Origin of the sequence: Actinomadura sp. 9N215 (assembly GCF_044326345.1) — a bacterium.
In the GTDB taxonomy this organism is placed as follows: Bacteria; Actinomycetota; Actinomycetes; order Streptosporangiales; family Streptosporangiaceae; genus Spirillospora.
The window spans coordinates 1-16,739 of sequence record NZ_JBIRBA010000032.1; the positions used below are offsets into that span (position 1 = coordinate 1).

Annotated in this window: 12 protein-coding genes; 4 read left to right on the plus strand and 8 right to left on the minus strand. The window is 69.3% G+C overall.

Annotation, left to right across the window (positions count from 1 at the left end):
• Positions 1–46: 46 nt before the first annotated feature.
• Positions 47–2,935, minus strand: coding sequence for a preprotein translocase subunit SecA (gene secA / locus ACH34T_RS37065; RefSeq protein WP_396025659.1), 2,889 nt, complete (start codon positions 2,933–2,935; stop codon positions 47–49).
• Between the two features lie 182 nt (positions 2,936–3,117).
• Between secA and ACH34T_RS37070 the strand changes: the two genes are divergently transcribed.
• Positions 3,118–3,501 (plus strand): HGxxPAAW family protein, encoded by a 384-nt coding sequence (locus ACH34T_RS37070; protein ID WP_396025660.1) that lies wholly within the window; start codon positions 3,118–3,120, stop codon positions 3,499–3,501.
• Between the two features lie 464 nt (positions 3,502–3,965).
• Here ACH34T_RS37070 and ACH34T_RS37075 read toward each other — a convergent pair whose 3' ends face one another.
• The 7 genes from ACH34T_RS37075 to mtrA form a co-directional block, all read right to left on the minus strand.
• Complete coding sequence (locus tag ACH34T_RS37075; protein WP_396025661.1) at positions 3,966–5,246, minus strand: winged helix-turn-helix domain-containing protein; 1,281 nt, start codon at positions 5,244–5,246, stop codon at positions 3,966–3,968.
• A 278-nt stretch (positions 5,247–5,524) separates the two neighbouring features.
• Positions 5,525–6,181, minus strand: a complete 657-nt coding sequence (locus ACH34T_RS37080) for a response regulator transcription factor (RefSeq protein ID WP_207945627.1) — start codon at positions 6,179–6,181, stop codon at positions 5,525–5,527.
• Positions 6,182–6,722: 541 nt separating this feature from the next.
• Positions 6,723–7,382, minus strand: coding sequence for a ribosome hibernation-promoting factor, HPF/YfiA family (hpf, locus tag ACH34T_RS37085; protein ID WP_396025662.1), 660 nt, complete (start codon positions 7,380–7,382; stop codon positions 6,723–6,725).
• A gap of 806 nt (positions 7,383–8,188) precedes the next feature.
• The gene (locus ACH34T_RS37090) at positions 8,189–8,857 is read right to left on the minus strand and encodes a ComF family protein (RefSeq protein ID WP_396025663.1); all 669 of its coding nucleotides are present in this window, start codon (positions 8,855–8,857) and stop codon (positions 8,189–8,191) included.
• 62 nt (positions 8,858–8,919) lie between these two features.
• Positions 8,920–10,722, minus strand: a complete 1,803-nt coding sequence (locus tag ACH34T_RS37095; protein ID WP_396025664.1) for an LpqB family beta-propeller domain-containing protein — start codon at positions 10,720–10,722, stop codon at positions 8,920–8,922.
• Entirely contained in the window at positions 10,719–12,356 is a 1,638-nt protein-coding gene (gene mtrB, locus ACH34T_RS37100) for an MtrAB system histidine kinase MtrB (protein ID WP_396025665.1), read from the minus strand. The genes ACH34T_RS37095 and mtrB overlap by 4 nt, the downstream gene beginning before the upstream one ends.
• A gap of 176 nt (positions 12,357–12,532) precedes the next feature.
• Positions 12,533–13,210, minus strand: a complete 678-nt coding sequence (gene mtrA / locus ACH34T_RS37105) for an MtrAB system response regulator MtrA (RefSeq protein ID WP_067453668.1) — start codon at positions 13,208–13,210, stop codon at positions 12,533–12,535.
• A gap of 441 nt (positions 13,211–13,651) precedes the next feature.
• Here mtrA and ACH34T_RS37110 point away from each other — a divergent pair, with 441 nt between their 5' ends.
• The 3 genes from ACH34T_RS37110 to ACH34T_RS37120 are packed head-to-tail and all read left to right on the plus strand — an operon-like array spanning position 13,652 to position 16,673.
• Positions 13,652–14,740 (plus strand): hypothetical protein, encoded by a 1,089-nt coding sequence (locus ACH34T_RS37110; protein WP_396025666.1) that lies wholly within the window; start codon positions 13,652–13,654, stop codon positions 14,738–14,740.
• Positions 14,737–15,444, plus strand: coding sequence for a DUF4129 domain-containing protein (locus ACH34T_RS37115; protein ID WP_396025667.1), 708 nt, complete (start codon positions 14,737–14,739; stop codon positions 15,442–15,444). The genes ACH34T_RS37110 and ACH34T_RS37115 overlap by 4 nt, the downstream gene beginning before the upstream one ends.
• Complete coding sequence (locus ACH34T_RS37120; RefSeq protein WP_396025668.1) at positions 15,438–16,673, plus strand: DUF4350 domain-containing protein; 1,236 nt, start codon at positions 15,438–15,440, stop codon at positions 16,671–16,673. The genes ACH34T_RS37115 and ACH34T_RS37120 overlap by 7 nt, the downstream gene beginning before the upstream one ends.
• The last annotated feature ends 66 nt before the right edge of the window (positions 16,674–16,739 follow it).

Here is a 16,739-nt window from a genome sequence, read left to right on the forward strand (position 1 = left end):
TCCCGGACGTCCGGGAGGCCGCTTCCGTTTCCGTGCCGGGCGGGCGCTACTTGTTCTTGTTGCGCGGGTCGCCGTGGCAGCGCTTGAACTTCTTGCCGGAGCCGCAGGGGCACGCGTCGTTGCGGTTGACGTCCGCGTACTCGTCCTTCGTCTCCTCGCTGTGGCGCTCAACACCGGCGTCGCCGTCGACGGTCGGGGCCGAGTACTCCAGCTTCGTCGGACGCTTCGGCTCGTCGAGGCCCTTCGCCTTGATCGCCGGGGCCTCCTCGGCCTCCTCGATCTCGTCGGCCGGGGCGGTGTCCACGCCGGCGTCCGCTTCGGTGTCGGTGTCGGTGGCCGACTTCGCGACCGAGACGGGCTTCGCGCCGACGGCCGGGGCCGCAGGCTGCTCCTCCACCTCGACCTCAAGGTGGAACAGGTAGCCGACCGACTCCTCCTTGATGCCGTCGAGCATCGCGTTGAACATGTCGTAGCCCTCGCGCTGGTACTCCACCAGCGGGTCGCGCTGCGCCATGGCCCGCAGGCCGATGCCCTCCTGGAGGTAGTCCATCTCGTAGAGGTGCTCGCGCCACTTGCGGTCGAGGACGTTCAGCACCACCCGGCGCTCCAGCTCCCGCATGACCTCGGCGCCGAGCTCCTCGTCGCGCTTGTCGTAGGCGGCCTGGGCGTCGTCGCGGATCTTCGCGGCGAGGGTCTCGGCGTCGAGACCGGAGATGTCGCCGTCCGCCGCCTCCTCGACCAGCTCGTCCACCGTGATCGAGATCGGGTAGAGCTGCTGGAACGCCTTCCACAGCTTGTCGAGGTCCCACTCCTCGGCGAAGCCCTCGCCGGTGGCGCCCGCGACATAGCCCGCGACGACCTCGTCGATCATGCCGCGGACCTGCTCGTGCAAGTCCTCGCCTTCGAGGACCTTGCGGCGCTCGGCGTAGATGACCTTGCGCTGCCGGTTCAGGACCTCGTCGTACTTCAAGACGTTCTTGCGCATCTCGAAGTTCTGCTGCTCGACCTGGCTCTGCGCCGACTTGATCGCATTGGTGACGATCTTGGACTCGATCGGCACGTCGTCCGGGATGTTCAGCCGGGTCATGATCGACTCGACGCGGGCCGAGTTGAACAGCCGCATCAGGTCGTCCTCAAGGGACAGGTAGAACCGGGACTCGCCCGGGTCGCCCTGCCGTCCGGACCGTCCGCGCAGCTGGTTGTCGATGCGCCGTGACTCGTGCCGCTCGGTCGCGAGGACGTACAGGCCGCCGAGGTCGACGACCTCCTCGTGCTCGCCCTTCACGGCCTCCTGCGCCTTCTCCAGCGCCTCCGGCCACGCCGACTCGTACTCCTCCGGCGTCTCCAGCGGGGACAGGCCGCGCTGGTGCAGCTCAAGGTCGGCGCGGAAGTCGGGGTTGCCGCCGAGCATGATGTCGGTGCCGCGTCCCGCCATGTTCGTCGCGACGGTGACGCCGCCCTTGCGGCCCGCCTCCGCGACGATCGCCGACTCCTGCTCGTGCTGCTTGGCGTTCAGCACCTGGTGCGGGATGCCGCGCCGCTTGAGCATCTTGCTCAGCTTCTCGGACTTCTCCACCGACGTGGTGCCGACGAGGACCGGCTGGCCCTTCTCGTGCCGCTCGGCGATGTCGTCGACGCACGCCTCGAACTTGGCCTGCTCGGTCTTGTAGACGACGTCCGCCACGTCCTCGCGGATCATCGGCTTGTTCGTCGGGATCGGCACGACGCCGATCTTGTAGGTCTTGTTGAACTCGGCCGCCTCGGTCTCGGCCGTGCCGGTCATGCCGGACAGCTTGCCGTAGAGGCGGAAGTAGTTCTGCAGCGTGATCGTGGCGAGGGTCTGGTTCTCGTCCTTGATCGCCACGCCCTCCTTGGCCTCGATGGCCTGGTGCATGCCCTCGTTGTAGCGGCGGCCGTGGAGGATGCGGCCGGTGAACTCGTCCACGATCAGGACCTCGCCGTTCATGACGACGTAGTCCTTGTCGCGCTTGTACAGCTCCTTCGCCTTGAGGGCGTTGTTGAGGAAGCTGACGAGGGGCGTGTTGACCGAGTCGTAGAGATTGTCGATGCCGAGCCAGTCCTCGACCTTCTCCACGCCGGACTCGGTGATGCCGACCGTGCGCTTCTTCTCGTTGACCTCGTAGTCGCCCGGGCCGTACTCGTCGACCTGCCCGGCGGTGCTGACCAGCTCGGCCCGCTTCAGCCGCGGGACGATCTTCGCGAACTCCGAGTACCACTTGGAGTTCTGCTCGGCCGGCCCCGAGATGATCAGCGGGGTGCGGGCCTCGTCGATCAGGATCGAGTCGACCTCGTCGACGATCGCGAAGTTGTGGCCGCGCTGCACGCACTCTTCGAGGCTCCAGGCCATGTTGTCGCGCAGGTAGTCGAAGCCGAACTCGTTGTTCGTCCCGTAGGTTATGTCGGCGTTGTACGCGGCGCGGCGCTCCTCGGGCGTCATCTGCGCGAGGACGACGCCGACCTCCAGGCCGAGGAACTGGTGGATGCGGCCCATCCACTCCGCGTCCCGCTTGGCCAGGTAGTCGTTCACCGTGACGATGTGGACGCCGTCGCCCGACAGGGCGTTCAGATACGCCGGAAGCACCGCGGTCAGGGTCTTGCCCTCACCGGTCTTCATCTCGGCGATGTTGCCCAGATGGAGCGCGGCACCGCCCATCACCTGGACGTCGAAATGGCGCTGACCGAGGACGCGCTTGGCGGCCTCGCGGGCGGTCGCGAAGGCTTCGGGGAGCAGGTCGTCCAGGGTCTCGCCGTCGGCGAGCCGCTCCCGGTACTTGTCGGTCAGCTCGCGCAACTCGGCGTCGCTCATCTCGAGGAAGTCCTCCTCGATCGAGTTGACCTGCTTCGCGATCTTCCCGAGCTTGCGCAGGATTTTGCCCTCGCCCGCACGAAGGATCTTGTCGATGACTGGCGGCACTCTCGGAGGCTCCTTGCAGATCGTGGTTCACCGCTCCAGGCGGCGCGCACACCACACGTACGATGCCATCGTAGGCGAGACCCAGAATGGTCTAGGTCACTCCGCAGCGCAATCCACAGCGCGTCCCGTTTGACTTTCCGGCTCCCGGAGAGGATCACTCACAGCATCCGGAGGGAGGCGCAGTGTCCGAACAGTCGCGCTCCGCACAGTCGCAACCGGAAGGGCCGCGGCCGGAAGAGTCGCACGGATCGCATGCGGGACGGCCGGGTTCGTGGCTCGCGGTGACCGTCATCTTCGCCGGTTTCGTCGTCGGCGGCGTGGCGCTCTGCCTGGGGCCGATGTGGGTCCTGTTCTGGGTGGGGGCCGGGATCGTCGTCCTGGGCATGATCATCAGCGGTTTCGTCCACCTGTTCGCGGACGTCGTCGTGGACGCGCCCCGTGTCATCCCCGAAATCGTCGACTACTCCTTGTTCGGTTCCCGCACTGCCAAACGCCGCGGCGGCGTGGCGGGCGAGGCACTGGACCGTCCGGTCGCCACCGACCCCCAGCAAACCCCCCACGGCTGACCGCACCCATTCAGGGACCTTCCCCTACGGGCCGCTGTGCCCGCACCAAATAACACCTGAATCAGGACAGCGACCCCACGAATAACAACAAGCCCGAAACCCCACCCATTCCGACCGTCTCCCCAGAACCCTGAGTGAAGACCAAGTCGCACACCGTGGCACCCCCAATGGGCTGATGTGTTCACGTGAGCGTCAAGTCGCACAGAGCGACCAATCACCCAAACCTGAAGCAGACGCGGTAGTGAAGCGGACGCAGATCTGGACTGAGTGTGGGCCTGGAGTGCACACGGGCCTGGAGTTGGGTGCGGACCTGGAGGGGTGCAGACCTGGAGTTGGGTGCAGACCTGGAGGGGGCGGTCGTGAGCGTGGGCTAGCCGGGAGTACGGAGTGGCCGCGGGGCGCAGAGCGGATGCGGGCGCAGAGCGGATGCGGACGTGGAGTGGGGTGGGGCGGGGTGGGGTGCGTTAGGTCGGGGTGGTGGCTTTCAGTGCGGATTCGATGAGGGCCGGAGGCAGGTCTGTCCGTTCGACGCGGACGTCGTCGCAGCCGACCCAGGCGGCGGCGCGCCAGAGGGCCGCGGCGAGGGCGGCGGCCGACGTTTCCGTGCGGGCGGACGTGCGGGTCGCCCACGGTTCCAGGGAGGCCTGGCGGGCGATGAGGGTGCGGCCTTCTCTGGCCGGGTCGACCCGGCCGAGCAGACGGCCCCCCGCGAGGAGCGGCATCGCGAAATAGCCGTGGACGCGCTTGGCCTTCGGGACGTACGCCTCCAGGCGGTGATCGAAACCGAAGACACGGGAGGCGCGGGCCCTGTCCCAGACGAGGGAGTCGAACGGCGAGAGCAAGGTCGTGGCGTGCCTGCCGCGCGGTGCCGCGTCCAGGGCCTCGGGGTCGGCCCAGGCCCGCTGCGGCCAGCCGGCGACCTCGGCGGGGACGAGCCCGGTCGCGTCGATGACCTGGTCGACCTGGTCCTGCCTGATCCGGTAGTAGTCGGCGAGGTCGCCGCGGGTCGCGACGCCGAGGGCCCGTCCGGCGCGGGCGACGAGCGCGGTCAGGCAGGCGTCGTCGTCGGGCTCGCGCGTGCGGAGCTCGTCCGGGACGGCCCGTTCGGCCAGGTCGTACACGCGCCGCCAGCCGACGCGCTCGACGCAGACGACCTCGCCGACGTCCAGCAGCCACTCGATGCCGATCTTGTGGTCGCTCCAGTCCCACCATTCGGCGCTCGCCTTGGCGCCGCCGAGCTCCTTGGTCGTCAGCGGGCCGTCCGCCTTCAGGCGAGCGCGGATCTCGTCGCAGACGCCCTCGGGCACCTTGTGCCACCGCCATCCGCGGCGCAGGTAGGCGCGGCGGCGGAACGCGAAGAGCGGCCAGTCGGCCATGGGGAGGATGGACGCGGCATGCGCCCAGTACTCGAACGCCCCACCACCGTTCAATCCGCTGCCCATGCGTTTGCGGCCAGCCTTGGCGTTGGCCTTGGCTTTGTCCTTGCGTTCGCCGTCGGCGCCGCCCCAGTAGGCGGCCTCGATAGCACCGCGTCCGACCGGGCCGAGGCGGGCGTAGGGCACCAGTTCGTGGGACCGGGCGAGGACGGAGATCGTGTCGAGCTGGACGGCCCCGAGCCGCTCCAGCATCGCCGGAACGCCCCCTCTGGGCCGCGCCCCCAGAAATCCCTGGGCCCGCAGCTGGAGCCGCCGCGCCTCGTCCGCGCCGAGTTCTACCGCCGGTGTGCCGCCTGCTGTCTCACCCACGCCCGCGATGCTACGACACAACACCGACAAAACCGGATTGCCGGTCGCGCTGACCTTGCGGACCTGCCCAGATTCCCCCAGTCCTCACTCAAAGCTCGCAGCCCAAGCCCTGCTCGTGCGCGGGCCCAACCCCCTACTCTGGCGCCGGTTCGGGTACGGGCTCCAGCGCCAGTTCAGGTGCGGGCTTAGCGCCGGTTCAGGTGCGGGCTTAGCGCCAATTCAGGTGCGGGCTCCAGCGCCGGTTCGGGTACTGGCTTAGCGCCGGTTCGGGTGCGGGCTTAGGTGATCTCTAGGAGTTTCTCGCGGACGGCGTAGACGACTGCCTCCATCCGGGAGTGCAGTTGGAGCTTCTCCAGGATGTTGCGGACGTGGTTCTTCACGGTGTTCTCGGAGATGAACAGTTCGCGGGCGATCTCCCGGTTGCCGAGGCCGCGGGCGACGAGCCGCAGCACCTCCATCTCGCGCTCGGTGAGGCGCGGCGCGGGGACCTGCTGGGTGCGCTCCTCGCTGCGCTTGGCCAGCGCGGCGAACTCGGTGATGAGCTTGGACGCCATCGACGGGCTGATCAGCGACTGCCCGCCGTGCACCGCCCGGACGGCCTGCGGCACCTCGTCGATCGAGATCTCCTTGAGCAGGTAGCCGCTGGCCCCCGCCTTGATCGCCTCGAAGAGATCCTCCTCCTCGTCGCTGATGGTCAGCATGACGATCTTCGCGCTGGGCGCGGCGTCCTTGATCGCGGTGCAGGCCTCGATGCCGCTGCGGCGCGGCATCCGGATGTCCATCAGGACGACGTCGGGCAGCAGGTCGCCGGCCATCTCGACGGCCTCGTGACCGTCGCCGCCCTCGCCGATGACCTCGATGTCCTCCTCGCCTTGGAGGACCATCTCCAGACCCCTGCGGAACAGCGCATGGTCGTCGACGATGAGCACGCGGATCGGGTCGGCCGTCCCGGCCGGCTGGACCGCCTCCCGGCCGGCGGGGGCGGCGCCGGCCTGACGGGGTACCGCCGCGGCGTCGCGAGCCTCGGGATTCTCGCTCACCAGAGTCGCGGCGTGGAGGAGACGCCGCTTCCCCCCTTCACTATTCAGCGATCTGGAACCACCGGAGAGTCGCTCTCCGACGGGTCGTCCTCGGGAAGATACGGGTTCCGGGGGCGGACCCGGGGGATTTCGGACCGGGGTGTCCCCCGGTGAACTGCTGTGCGTCCCGGTAGGTTCCCGGGTCGGCCGCCGTGAGTCCAGCGACTCGCGGCAGCCCCGCCGCGGGCGGGTGACCGGGCGGATCCGGTACGGCCGGCCAAGCGGCGCCGTACCGGATTGTCTCCCGGACCACCGTGTCCGCGGATCGGCTGGTACGCCTTTTCAGATCATGACACGGTTCGGACGGTGACGTGACGCGAGTGCCGCATCACAGAACTTTCCTTTCCAACAGGTCTCCGCAGGCCACGCCCGCGCGGACGGGCCGGATGCGGAACGCTCACTCTTCGACGAGCCTGATCACTCCGTAGTCCCAGCCTCTTCTCCGGTATACGACCGAGCGATGCCCGGTGGTCTTGTCGCGGTACAGGAAAAAGTCGTGGCCGACGAGCTCCATCTCGAAAAGAGCCTGCTCGATGCCCATCGGCTCGGCCTTGTGGAACTTCTCGCGGACGACGACGGGGCCGTCGCCGTCCATGGTGATCGGGACGAGGTTCTCGTCCGGCGACACCTTCACCGGCTCGGGCTTGTCCGCCGCGGGCTGGTCCGCCGCTGGTCGTGGGGCGGCCGGCGGTGGTTCGGGGAGTGCTTCGGGGAGGGTCTCCATCGTCGCGAGCTTGGCGCGGCCCTTTCCGCCGTGGCCCTTGCGCCGCTCGGAGTCGCGGCGCAGCCGTGACTCCAGCTTGTCCAGTGCCAGGTCGAGCGCGCCGTAACGGTCGTCGGCGGCGGCCTCGGCCCGGATCACCGGGCCACGGGAGCGGATCGTCAGCTCGACCCTTTCGCGCTGGTCGGCCAGCCGTGGGTTACGTTCCTCGGACACCTCCACATCAACGCGGATGACCTTCTGGTTGAGCCGTTCGATCTTGGCCAGTTTGTTGTCGACGTGCCGACGGAACCTCTCGTTGACGTCGGTGTGCCGGCCCCTCACAGTGATGTTCACGCGGGACCCCCCTTCTCCCGGTTGTCATCCGGCCCTGCCCGGGATCCCTGAACCGAACACTTCCCGGACTCGATGCCCGCGCAAGGCGATCGCCTTGGCCGCGGGACGGCCGGGAACTGCTCGCTGCCCCGGGTGGGCACCACAGGACGGTGGGTCGCACCCGCCCGGCCGACCTGGTCTTCGTCCCCACATCCGCCTGCTGAGGGGCTCGCGGCGCTGTCGCCACTACTGCCCTTCTCCCTGCTCGGGGGATGTCGGACCCCCCGACGGGGCAGGACTTACCTCTAAGGCGCACCGTGATCGGTCGACGAGAAGTCGCCTTACGTGGGCCGTTTCGCCTGCGCCTGGCATCGGCTAGCCGGACCGCCTGTCGTGCTCCTGACGAGCACTGCGATCCGACGCAACCACGGACCCGGGCGGGTGCCATGTCAGGAACGCTAACCCCTTACGCCACGAATGTCAGGGGGGTGGGCCGAGGAAAAACTCACTGACCGTTATCGGAACCTGTCGCAACGGGTACCCCCGCCCCCCACGAACGCCTCACCACACGCCGTGAGCCCCGGCCCGCACGCCTGTCGCGCCCCCACGCTCCCGCAGGTCAGACGAGACTGGCCGCCCGGTGAGTTTGGGAAATCTCGACCCCCGCAACATGCGATGCGCCCCCGATCACCCCAAACACCTGACTACCCGATGTAACAAGCCATCACCTCATCAATCGTGAAGAAAGTCACCCACTCGCCCTCACTACCCCCCACACCTCACCTCCGGGGCCACGTTCCGCGCTGGCCAGCGTGATTGCGGGCCAGTTAACGGGGGTGGTGGCGGGGAGTTGCGGCAATGGTGGCGGCGGCTGCGGGGTCGGCGCCTGCGGCGCGTAGGGCTCGGGCCGCCTCGGCCAGGGAGGCGCCCGTGGTGACTACGTCGTCCACAAGGATCACCTGGTGGCCGGCGATGTCGAGTGGAGTCGCTTCTAGGGCGCCGTTGAGGTTGGTGAGGCGCTGGGCGGCCGTCAGCCCTGCTTGGTCGCCCACGCGTCTTCGTTGTCTCAGGGCGTTCACGCCGGTCACCGGTATGCCTTCGGTGCGCAGGCGGTGTAATGCGACGGCGACCGCTCCGCGTAAGGGGTCGTGACCTCGTCGTTTGGTGGACCCTCGTCTGGACGGAACCCACACCACGGTCTGCGGAGGCTCAAGCCTCGTCAGGGCGGCGCGGATCGCCGTTGCCAGTGCCTCGCCGAGCGGGACGGCCAAGGCTGTGCGACCACGCTCCTTGTAGGCGGACAGGATCGTCCGTAAGGGGCCCTCGTAGGTGGCGACGGTCCAGGGGGGCGGGAGGCCGTCCGGGGCCGTCCTCGCGGGTCTCGCGGGGCCTTGCAGAGGGATCGCGCAGACGTCGCAGAGCAGGACGGGCGCCTCGCCGCAGCCGGCGCAGCGTTCGGGGAGCAGGAGTTCGATCAGTTCGGCGAGCAGGTTCATGCGCTCGACGATGCCCGCACCGCGGCCTGGTCGTCCCAAATTCCGCGACCTGTGGATAACCCTCAGCCTGGGTAGTTGGGGTCCTTGGCCGGGGTGGGGCAGATCCAGGGGCTGTAGGAGTTGCTCGGGGCGCGCTGGCGGCAGACCTGGTCCTTGCCGGATGAGCGCGTGCCGATCAGGATCGGGGCGCCCGGGGCGGCGGCGATCGTGCGGGGTTCGCCGAGAGAGCCGACGCCGAGGGACGTGATGGCGCTGCCGCTGATCGGCATCAGGAACGGGAGGGTCTGCGAGTCGCGCTTGGCGCGGCCGAGGACGGCGAGGGTGTTGTAGTCGCGCCAGGCGAGGTCGACGGCGTCCTGGAGTTCGGAGCTCACGGGCAGGAAGGAGCCGACGTCCAGGGAGCCGTCGGGCGCGTGGGCTATGCGACCCACCTGGACCTGGGGGCGGCCGTCGATGTGGGCGATGACGGCGGCGCGGACCCCGTCGCGGGCGATGCGGAAGGCGCGGACGTCGCGGCCCCCGAGCCCCCAGTGCGCGGCGCGGACGGGCGGTTTACCACGCGGGCGCACCCAGAGCCACGATTCGTCCTTCTTGCTCTCCACGACCCACAGGGTGCCGTCGCGGCTCCAGGTCGGGGCGGTGAAATGGGCCCCCTTGTGGGCCGTGAGCAAGACGCGCAAGGGAGGCGCGCCGTTGAGGGGTGCGGCGACCAAGACCTGGTGGGCCGCATTGCTGAGGCCGGCGAACTCCCGGTAGTCGGGGGCGACGGCGGGATGGGAGAGGCGGCCTGCGGCACCGGTCACGACGGTCTGGGGGCGGTCGCCCTGCAGGGCGCTGAGGAAGCCGGACGTGCCGACGACGTAGGCGTTCTGGTGGGACCCGCCCTGCGGCACCTGCCCGTCGGGCGAGTTCGCCTCCCAGGCGTGCACGGGCTGGATGGCGTCCATGCCCTCGGGGGTGACGGCCTCGCCTTCGATCTCCAGCCGCCACCGCTTGATTTCGGAGAGTTGCCGCATCGTCCAGCTGAGCTGTGCCGACATCTGCTCCACACTGCCGGCGCGGGCTTCCTTGCTGAGGTCGACGGTGGCGACCTCCTTTTCGACGTGCACGCCGTGCCGCAGCCTGGTTCCGGCCGGGAAGGCGGTCTGGACGGCTCCGTTCAGCCAGGACGTCGGGCCGTCCAGCAGGGCCTGGACGAGCTGAGTAGGCAACGTCTGCCGGTTCACGACGGGCAGGAAGATTCCGTTCGGGACGAGGGTCTGCCGGTCGGGCGCGAAGAAGAACAGGTTGACGGTGCGTAGGGCGCGCTCTACGTCGTCTTTGGAGAGCAGTAGTCCGGTCTTGTCGTCGCCGGGCAGCCCGGTGATGCGCCAGACGCCCTGCGGGGTCTTGGCGAGCTGGAACGTGGCTTCGAGCCCCTTCGGGGAGGCGGTGTACTGGCCGTCGGTGGTGATGGTGCCGAGTTCTTCCCCGACGACCTTGACCGTCGCCTTGGCCGTGGACGACCTGACGACCTGCGGCGCGGTGATGCGGCTGGTCAGGACGGTCACGGACGGACGCAGCCCCGGGTTCCACGAACTCTGGCCGCTGAGGTACATCTTGGCGACCTCGTGGTTGTCGTCGAAGCTCGCGGATGCGGCGAGGAACCCCGAGACGATCTGCGCGGGCCCCCATTCGGGCCGCGGCTTCACCGGGATCAGCCGGACGTATGGGTCGTCGACGCGTTCGGAGCGTTCGGCGGGTTTGCCGGTGATGACCTGGCCGCCGCTGGGCACGGACGCACATCCGGCCGCGCCGAGGACGAGGACGGCGGCCGCCAGGCGGCAGATCGTCCGGACGCGCCCGGCGCCGCCCCGCGCGGTCACTCTCCGGCCTCCAGCTCGGCGAACAAGGGGCGGGCGTCACCGGCCCCTGGAGGGACGAGCGGGAGCGGGGAGCCCCTGAGTTCGGCCCCGGCCGTGCGAGGCAGCGAGAGGCGGAACTGGGAGCCCGCACCGGGCTCTCCCCACGCCTGCAGCCATCCCCCGTGCAGCTGCGCGTCCTCGCGGGAGATCGACAGGCCGAGGCCGGTGCCGCCGGTGGTGCGGGCGCGGGCGGGGTCGGCGCGCCAGAAGCGGTCGAAGACCATCTGCCCCTCCCCCGGTTTGAGCCCGACGCCGTGGTCGCGGACGGCGACGGCCACCGCGTCCCGGTCGGCGGCGACGGACACGATGATGTCCTCGCCCTCGCCGTGCTCGACGGCGTTGACGAGGAGGTTGCGGAGGATGCGTTCCACCCGGCGCCGGTCGACCTCCGCCATGCACGGCTCGCCCGGCAGTTGCAGGACGACCTTGCTGCCCTTGCGTTCGGACAGCCCCTGGATGTCGCCCACGACGCGCAAGACGAGGTCGCGCATGTCCAGGGACTCGACGTCCAGCGTCGCCGCGCCCGCGTCGTGCCGGCTGATCTCCAGCAGGTCGGCCAGTAGCGACTCGAACCGCTCCAGCTGGCTCTGCAACAGCTCCGCGGACCGTCCCACTGCGGGGTCGTCGAAGGTGTCGCGGTACTCGTAGAGCATGTCCGCGGCGATCCTGATGGTGGTCAGGGGCGTGCGGAGTTCATGGGAGACGTCCGAGACGAACTGTCGCTGCACCTGCGACAGGTCTTCCAGTTCGCCGATCTTCTCTTGCAGGTTCGCGGCCATGTCGTTGAACGATCGGGCCAGGCGGGCCAGATCGTCCTCACCGCGGACCCTCATGCGCTCTTCCAGCCGTCCGGCGGCGAGCCTCTGCGCACCTTGTGCGGCCAGCCGCACCGGTATGACGACCTGCCGCGTCACCAGCGAGGCGATCGCGGCCAAGAGCAGCACCAGGACGATGCCCACCCCGGCCATGGAGCGCCCCACGTTGGTCAGGGTCCGCTGCTCCTCCTCAAGCCGGAATAGGTAGTACAGCTCGAACTGGCCGGTCTTGCCGCCGACGATGAGGCCGCTTTCAGACGGACGCTCATCGACGTAGGAGAGCTTGCCGTAGGTGTAGGCGCGTGCACCCGCGGGCGCGTTCTTCAGCTCGTCCCGAAGCCGCCGGGGGACGCTCTCCTGGCGCAGCTCGTTGGTCGTGTACCCGTCGAAGTACTGCTCCGTCGTGTCGCGGATGTAGACCTCGTACAACCCGGACGGGCCGCTACGGGACTTCAGCCGCTCGATCGTCGAATTGAGCCTGCTGCCGTCGCCGGTCGAATTCCCCAAGTCGCGCTGGACCTGCGCCAGACCGTCGTCCAGCTGGAGACGTGCCGCCTTGACCTTTCCGTCCATGAGCGCCGACGACACCTGCTGCATCAGGAACGCGCCCAGGATCGCCACGACGACCGCCGAAATGAACAGGGTCATCGTGACGACGCGTACCTGGATCGAACGGCGCCACCTCGTGTACCCGGTCCGCGCGGCGCCCTGCAGGACGCGCTGGACCGCGCGCAGACCGCGCCGGGCAGGCCGCATCGCCCTCTTCATGTCGGCTTTCATGAGAGGTCCGCGATGCGGCGTGGCCCTGGAAGCAGGGCTTCGGGAGAGCGTTGGACGGTCATCGGCGTGTCACGGGGGATACGGCACTGACGGGATTACGGCACTGACGGGTTCACGGCCCTGACGGGATTACGGCAATGTCATGGATTCCGCGGTGTCACAGGGACACCGCAACGCTAGGCAGGGCCGGCCTTGTAGCCGACACCGCGCACGGTGACGACGATCTCGGGACGTTCCGGGTCTTTCTCGATCTTGGCGCGGAGCCGCTGCACATGGACGTTCACCAGGCGCGTGTCGGCGGCGTGCCGGTAGCCCCAGACCTGCTCCAACAGGACTTCACGGGTGAAGACCTGGCGGGGCTTGCGGGCCAGCGCCACCAGGAGGTCGAACTCCAGCGGCGTCAGCGGGATGTGCTTGTCGCCGCGCTTGACCGAGTGGCCGGCGACGTCGATGGTGATGTCGCCGATCTGGAGGGTCTCCGGCGCGGGCTCGTCGGTGCGGCGCAGGCGGGCGCGGACGCGCGCCACCAGCTCCTTGGGTTTGAACGGCTTGACGATGTAGTCGTCGGCACCGGACTCCAGGCCGAGCACGACGTCCACGGTGTCGCTCTTGGCCGTCAGCATGACGATCGGCACGCCGGACTCGGCGCGGATCTGGCGGCACACGTCGATGCCGTCCGCCCCGGGCAACATCAGGTCGAGCAGCACGAGGTCCGGCCGGGTCTCCCGGAACGCCTCGAGCGCCTTGTCGCCGTCGTGGACGAACGAAGGCTCGAAGCCCTCGCCCCTCAGCACGATGCCGAGCATCTCGGCGAGCGCCAGATCGTCGTCGACGACCAGTACACGTCCTCTCATGGCCCTCATCGTCACAAAGTCGGGGTTCGGTGGAGGGAGCCCTTTTCGTCCTCGCCGGGGCCGGCGGGTGCCGGCTCATGCGTGTCGACGGTCGGAAAGTTCTCCGCGGCGCTATGCTCCGGCCCCACCTCGCCAGGGAGAGATATGCCTTGGCGTGCAAGGTTACCCGCGTTTGCGTCGTACATGGCTCCCCCGGGATCCGGTGCGCGGCACGGAATTGTAGAGGTGACTCCCGAAACACGCGCAAGGTTGACCGGGATCGGCAGATTCCGGTTGTCCGGGAGCGCTTGGAGCGCGCCCATCTCCACCCGCCGCGCCGGTGACGGCAATCGCGGCACTTCGCCCGTGACAGGATGACCTGACCGGCGGACGGCACGAGCCCGGGACGGGACCGGGCGGGCCCGCCGGAAGACCCCGCCAGAATTCGCAGGGAGCCACGAGATGCCGGGACCGGACGGCTGGGACGACGACTCGGACGTCGACGCACAGGGCGTCCCGTTCCGTCCCATGTCCATCTCGGAGATGCTGGACGGAGCGATCGCCGGGATCCGGCGGCGTCCGCGCACGTCCCTCGGGCTGGCCGTGGGGATCAGCACGGTGATCCAGGTGGCGAGCTCGGTCGCCGCGTACTTCTTCATCGGCGACGACGCCCGCGAAGAGGTCACCCCGGACGTGCTGATGGAGTCGCTCGGCGCGCAGCTCACGCTGACGGTGATGGGGCTGCTGCTGTCGGCGTACGGGATCCTGGTCCTGTCCGGGCTGCTCGCGCCGATCCTCGGCCGGGAGCTGGTGGGCATGCCGATCGCGCCGCGGCAGGCGTGGCGGGACGCCAGGCCCCGGCTCGGCCGGCTGGTCGCCACCGCGGCGGCCGTCATGGGCATCTCGCTGCTCTCCCTGGTCTTGCCGATCCTGCCGTTCGCCTTGCTGATAGCCGCCGACGCGCATCCGGGGCTGAGCGTGCTCGCCGGGATCCTGGGCTTCCCCATCGGCATAGGTCTGATGGTGTGGCTGTATCTGCTGTTCGTCTTGGCCGTCCCTGCGGTCGTCATGGAGCGGCAGACGGTGAGAGGTGCGCTTCGTAGGGCGGTGGCCTTGTCCAAGGGCCGCTGGTTCCGGACGTTCGGGACGCTTCTGCTGGCGTTGCTGGTGACGGTGTTCATGGGTTTTTTCGCGCTGCGGATCCCGTTCCTGTTCGTGCAGCTGATTTTCTTCGGTGACTCTTCTGGCAGCGATTCGACGATGGCGGCCCTCGCCGTGGACACCCTTGGACGGATCGTCAGCTGGTCGGTCGTCCTCCCCTTCGACGCCGGTGTCATCGCCCTGCTCTACATGGACCGGCGGATGCGCCGCGAAGGCTTCGACCTGGACCTGCGTACGAGAGGACGTTCCGTCACCGCCATCTCGGCCGCCCCAAGCAACGGCCCAGAAAACGGTGACCAAAGCGGGAACGGCGACCAGGAGGAAGGCTTCATCGACCTGTGGCGAACCGGTCCGCTGCCGGCACGTCCGGGAACGGGAGCGAACCCATGACGCGCATGCACATACTGCTCGATTCCGCGACTCTCGACCCGGTGGGCAGGGACGAGGCACGCGAAATGGCCCGCCGCGAGCTGGAGAAGCAGGTTTACCAGCGCGACAAGCCGTCCTGGCTGCAACGCACCTGGGACGACTTCTCCGAATGGTTGCAGGACCTGTTCAACCGGTCCCCGTCACCGGATTCGCAAGGCAGCGGCGGTGGCTGGACGTCGATCGTCATCGTCGTCGTCATCTTGCTCATCGCCGTCGCGCTGGTCGCGTGGCTGATGCGGGGCCGTCGCAACCTGCGCTCCCGGAACGAGCCCCTGCTGGACGACGAGACGTCCACCGCGCTCGACCACCGGGACGCGGCGGAGCGTCACGCGGCGGCCGGGCAGTGGGCGGAGGCGATCCGGGAACGCCTCCGCGCGATGGCCCGCGACCTGGAGGAACGCGCCGTGCTGGCCGCGCGCCCCGGCCGTACCGCCGACGAGCTGGCGCAGGAGACGGGTGAGGCCGTGCCGGAACTGGCCGACGACCTGCGCGTGGCGGTACGGATCTTCGACGACGTCTGGTACGGCGACCGTCCGGGCACCGCCGAGGGGTACGCGCAGGTCAAGGACGTGGACGAGAAGCTGCGGGCGGCGAAGCCGAAGCCGTTGGAGGCCGACGACCTGATGCCGGTCGCCGCCGGTGAGGACGGGGGCACGCGATGGTGACGCAGACGCCCCCGCAGAGCGGGCAGGACGCGCCGGCCGGGCAGGGTGCGCCGGCGGGCGGCGAGCCGTCCGCGCGGCAGGTCGCGGGACGCCGCTGGCGGTCGGCCCGCGGCGTCGTCGCGGCGATCCTCGCCATGATCGTGATCGCGGTGATCCTGGCCGCGCTGCGCCCCTCGACGTCGGCGCAGGCGCTCGACCCGGAGTCGCCGAAGCAGGACGGCAGCCGCGCCCTGGCGCAGATCCTCCGGCAGAACGGGACGCAGGTGACCGTGGCCAGGCACGCGGACGACGCCGTCCAGGCGGCCGGGCCCGGAACGGTCATCGTGGTGACCCGCACCGAAAGGCTCACCAACGAAGACCTGGGCCTCCTCAGCAACGCGCCGGCCGATCTGCTGCTCGTCAGGCCCACGTCGTTCGCGCTGGCCGACCTGGTCCCGCAGGTGCGCAAGGACGGTCCGGCGTTCGAGGACGCCGCCGATCCGGGCTGTCCACTCCAGGCGGCGACCCTCGCGGGATCGGTCGCGTTCCACGGATCGGAGACGTACGAGGTCCAGGGTGGGTCAGCGACGGAGTGCTACAAGACCGAGTACGGCAGTCCACGGGTCGTCCAGGTGCGGAACGGTGCGAACACCGTCACTGTGCTCGGCTCGACCGCGCCGCTGACGAACCGCCGTCTCACCGAGAAGGGCAACGCCGCGCTGGGCATGAACCTGGCGAGCGGCGTTACGGGCTCCTCGGTGGTTTGGCTGGTGCCGGATCTGCCAGAGTCCGGTTCTGGGGCGGGCCAGCAGTCGCTCACCGATCTGCTGCCGTTCGGCGTCAAGCTCTTCTTCCTCGAACTGTTGGTCGCGGTCGTGCTGGTCGCGTTGTGGCGGTCCCGCCGTTTGGGCCCGGTCGTCGCGGAGGCGCTGCCTGTCGTCGTCCGTTCCGCCGAGACGGTCGAGGGACGGGCACGCCTCTACCGCGCCGGGCACGCCCGTGACCGTGCCTCGGACGCGCTGAGGTCGGGCGCCCGTGAACGCCTCGTCCCGCTGCTCGGCCTCCCCCGCAGCCGTGCGCAGGACCCCTCCGCCGCGCAGGAGATCGTCACGGCGGTCGCCCGCCGTACGACGTATGACGAGACGTACGTAGGCGCGGCCCTGTACGGTCCTGAACCCTTGGACGACGCCGGGCTCGTCGCCCTCAGCAACGTCCTCGACGACCTGGAAAGGCAGGTACGCCAGTCTTGAACCACCCAGTAGAGCTCGGGAAGGACGACGTGCCCGGCACGAGCGCAGAGAGCGATACTCCGCCGG